This is a genomic window from Mesorhizobium sp. M7A.F.Ca.CA.002.09.1.1 (assembly GCF_003998555.1).
GTDB classification, from domain to species: domain Bacteria; phylum Pseudomonadota; class Alphaproteobacteria; order Rhizobiales; family Rhizobiaceae; genus Mesorhizobium; species Mesorhizobium ciceri.
Genome location: NZ_RZRR01000740.1, coordinates 1 through 2,866, shown reverse-complemented (window position 1 = coordinate 2,866; position 2,866 = coordinate 1). Strand labels below are relative to the sequence as shown.

The window sequence follows — 2,866 nt, the reverse complement described above, 5'->3', positions numbered from 1 at the left end:
TCCGCGAGGATCTCGACCTCACCGAGCAGATGGATGCGGCGGTCAACAGCCTGCGCATCGTGCTGGCCGCCGAGCAGAGCATCGCACTGGGACGGACCATCGACCTGGCCTGAAGTCGCGCCAGCCCCCCTCATCCGGCCGCTTCGCGGCCACCTTCTCCCCGTTGGGGAGAAGAGGGTGGCGCTGGCGCTGCAAGTCTCCTCTCCCCTCGGGGAGAGGTCAGCCGAGCGAAGCGGAGGCTGGGTGAGGGGGCCGATGCCCCAATACAGTTCTCCGCAGGAGCAGCATCAACACAAGCTATCCGCCGAAGGAGAGAGATATGGCCGCCGTCACCGACAGTCTGCTGAAAACCTATGCCGAGTCCGACGCGCTGGACCTTGCGGCGCTGGTGAAGCGCGGCGACGTTACCCCGGCGGAGCTGGTGGAAGCGGCGATCACGCTGGTCGAGCGGCTCAACCCGACGCTCAATGCGGTCATCCATCGCCTCTACGACATGGCGCGCGGCCAGGCGCAGACGGTCGACACATCAGCGCCCTTCGCCGGCGTGCCATTCCTGCTCAAGGAGCTGGCCTCGTCCTGGACCGGGGCGCCGAACACCAACTCCTCATTCTACCTGAAAGATGTCGTCGCCGATTTCGACACCGAAGTGGTTCGCCGCATGAAGGCGGCCGGGCTGGTGCTGGTCGGCAAGTCGAACGCCCCAGAAAATGGCTGGTCGATCACCACCGAGCCAAAGCTCTACGGCGCGACGAAGAACCCGTGGAAGGAAGGCATCACGCCCGGCGGCTCCAGCGGCGGAGCGGCCGCGGCGATTGCTTCGCGCATGGTGCCGATCGCCGAAGCCAGCGATGGCGCCGGCTCGATCCGCATCCCGGCCTCCTGCTGCGGCATCGTCGGCCTGAAGCCGTCGCGCGGCCGCGTCAGCCTTGCGCCGTTCGGCGACTATTGGTATGGCGGCGCCTATTTCCTCTGCTGCTCGCGCACGGTGCGCGACACGGCGGCCTATCTCGACGCGGTCGCCGGCGCGCTGCCGGGCGACCCCTACACGCCGCCGGTTCCTGATGGCAGCTGGCTCAGCCTGTCGGCGCGGGCGCCAACGAAGCTGCGCATCGGCTTTTCCGTCACGCCGCCCAACGGCACCGCGATCGATCCGGAGGTGAAGGCGGCGGTGCTGGAGACCGTGGCTGTACTCGAGCGGCTCGGCCACCATGTCGAGGAGCATGACATGCCGCTCGACGCCGATGCTGTGTGGAAGACCTACACCAACATGACCTGCGTGCAGACGGCGGCGACCTTCGACTACCTTGAAACGGTGATGGGGCGGTCGGTGACACCGGGCGATGTCGAGGCGGTGACCTTCGCGATCATCGAGCGCGGCCGTGCGACCAGCGGCACCAGGCACATCTCCGACGTCGAGCAGCTCAGGCAGGTCGGCCGCGACATCGTCGGCGACCTTGGCGCCTACGATCTCTTCATCACCCCGACGCTGACGCAGCTGCCGCGCCCGCTCGGCTATTACGACATGTCGGAGACGGATATCGACCGCTACAATGCCAAATGGACGGACGCGGTGTTTGCCTTCCCCTTCAACATCTCCGGCCAGCCGGCGATCTCGCTGCCGCTCGGCTGGTCGAAAGACGGCGTCCCGATCGGCGTGCAGCTGGTCGGCCGCTACGGCGACGAGGCAACGGTGCTGGCCGCGTCGGCGCAGCTGGAACAAGAGATGCCGTGGAGGGGGAGAAGGCCGGCGGTGAGTGGTTAGGTGCTTGGCACCCCACCGCCGAGTTCCGTGGCGCCCCCTCTGTCCTGCCGGACATCTCCCCCTCAAGGGGGGAGATTACGCGCTCAACAGCCTTCGCCAAATCATCTACACGGTAAGGTGGGCGAGACGGCGAAGCTGCCAATCTCCCCCCTTGAGGGGGAGATGCCCGGTAGGGCAAGGGGGGCGTAGAGCGCTGTCCCTGCAGTGACCCGCCTCGTTATCCAATCCTCTCCAGCCGTCGCGGCAGCCTGTTCATCGGCTTGGGCCCGTCCGGCGTGATCAGGAACTGGTCCTCGAGATTGAAGCTGGCGAGGCCGTCTATGTAGAGCGGGATCTCGAAGGCCAGCACCATGCCGGTTTCGATCACGACATCGCTGTCGGCGGCGATGAACGGCCATTGTTCGGAAAACACCGACTGGCCGACGCCATGGCCGAAATGGCCGCGGCGGTAGGTGCGCAGCCCTTGCCGCGCCAGGCTGTCGGTGGCGACGCAATGCACGTGGGCGAGCGTGGTTCCCGCAACAAGGGACGCCAGCCCGTCGTCAAAGGCCCGCTCGGCAATGGCGTGCAGTTCGGCCTGCTCGGCGGATGGCGGCCCGAAGGTGAAGTTGCGCGACATGTCGGAGGCGTAGCCGCCGACCGTGCAGACCATGTCGCACTTCAGCGGATCGCCAGGCATCGCTTTCGCATCGGCATCTTTGGCCCGAGCGCCCAGCGTCACATATTCGGCAGTTTGGACCGGATGAGACAGGCCGGACGCGGCCGTGGCGACACCTTGCCGGTAGAGGGCAATGAGATCGGCCTGGCGCATGCCGGCCATCGCATCGACCTGCAGCCGCTCCAGCCCGGCTTCCGACAGGATGATGCCTTGCTGCAGCAGGTCGATCTCGCGCGGCGACTTGATGGCCCGCAACCTGTCGAGCACGGCCGAGCCGTCGACCATCGTGCAGGCCGGCAACAGCGCCTGCATGACCGAGAAATCGGCGGCGGGCACAAAATCGAGGTCGACGCCGACCCTTGCGCGCCCGAGCCCGAACCCGGTCAGGATCTGCTTCAGCTCGTCGACGGCACGAGCGAGTTCGAATGTCGCGGGCCGAGAAAAAC

Annotated in this window: 2 protein-coding genes and 1 pseudogene; 2 read left to right on the top strand and 1 reads right to left on the bottom strand. The window is 66.7% G+C overall.

Annotated features, from left to right (window positions below; translation table 11 throughout):
• Both EN994_RS36890 and EN994_RS25440 read left to right on the top strand, forming a co-directional pair.
• A pseudogene (locus EN994_RS36890) lies at nucleotides 1-113 on the top strand (oxidoreductase); the annotation flags it as partial.
• Between the two features lie 206 nt (nucleotides 114-319).
• The gene (locus EN994_RS25440) at nucleotides 320-1,762 is read left to right on the top strand and encodes an amidase (RefSeq protein ID WP_063169585.1); all 1,443 of its coding nucleotides are present in this window, start codon (nucleotides 320-322) and stop codon (nucleotides 1,760-1,762) included.
• 217 nt (nucleotides 1,763-1,979) lie between these two features.
• Here the strand turns inward: EN994_RS25440 and EN994_RS25430 are convergent.
• A partial coding sequence (locus tag EN994_RS25430; RefSeq protein ID WP_164746178.1) for a Xaa-Pro peptidase family protein occupies nucleotides 1,980-2,866 on the bottom strand: 887 nt, incomplete at its 5' end.

Coding starts and splice junctions, on each gene's coding strand:
- EN994_RS25440 (WP_063169585.1), top strand. CDS start 320: ATGGCCGCCGTCACCGACAGTCTGCTGAAAACCTATGCCGAGTCCGAC.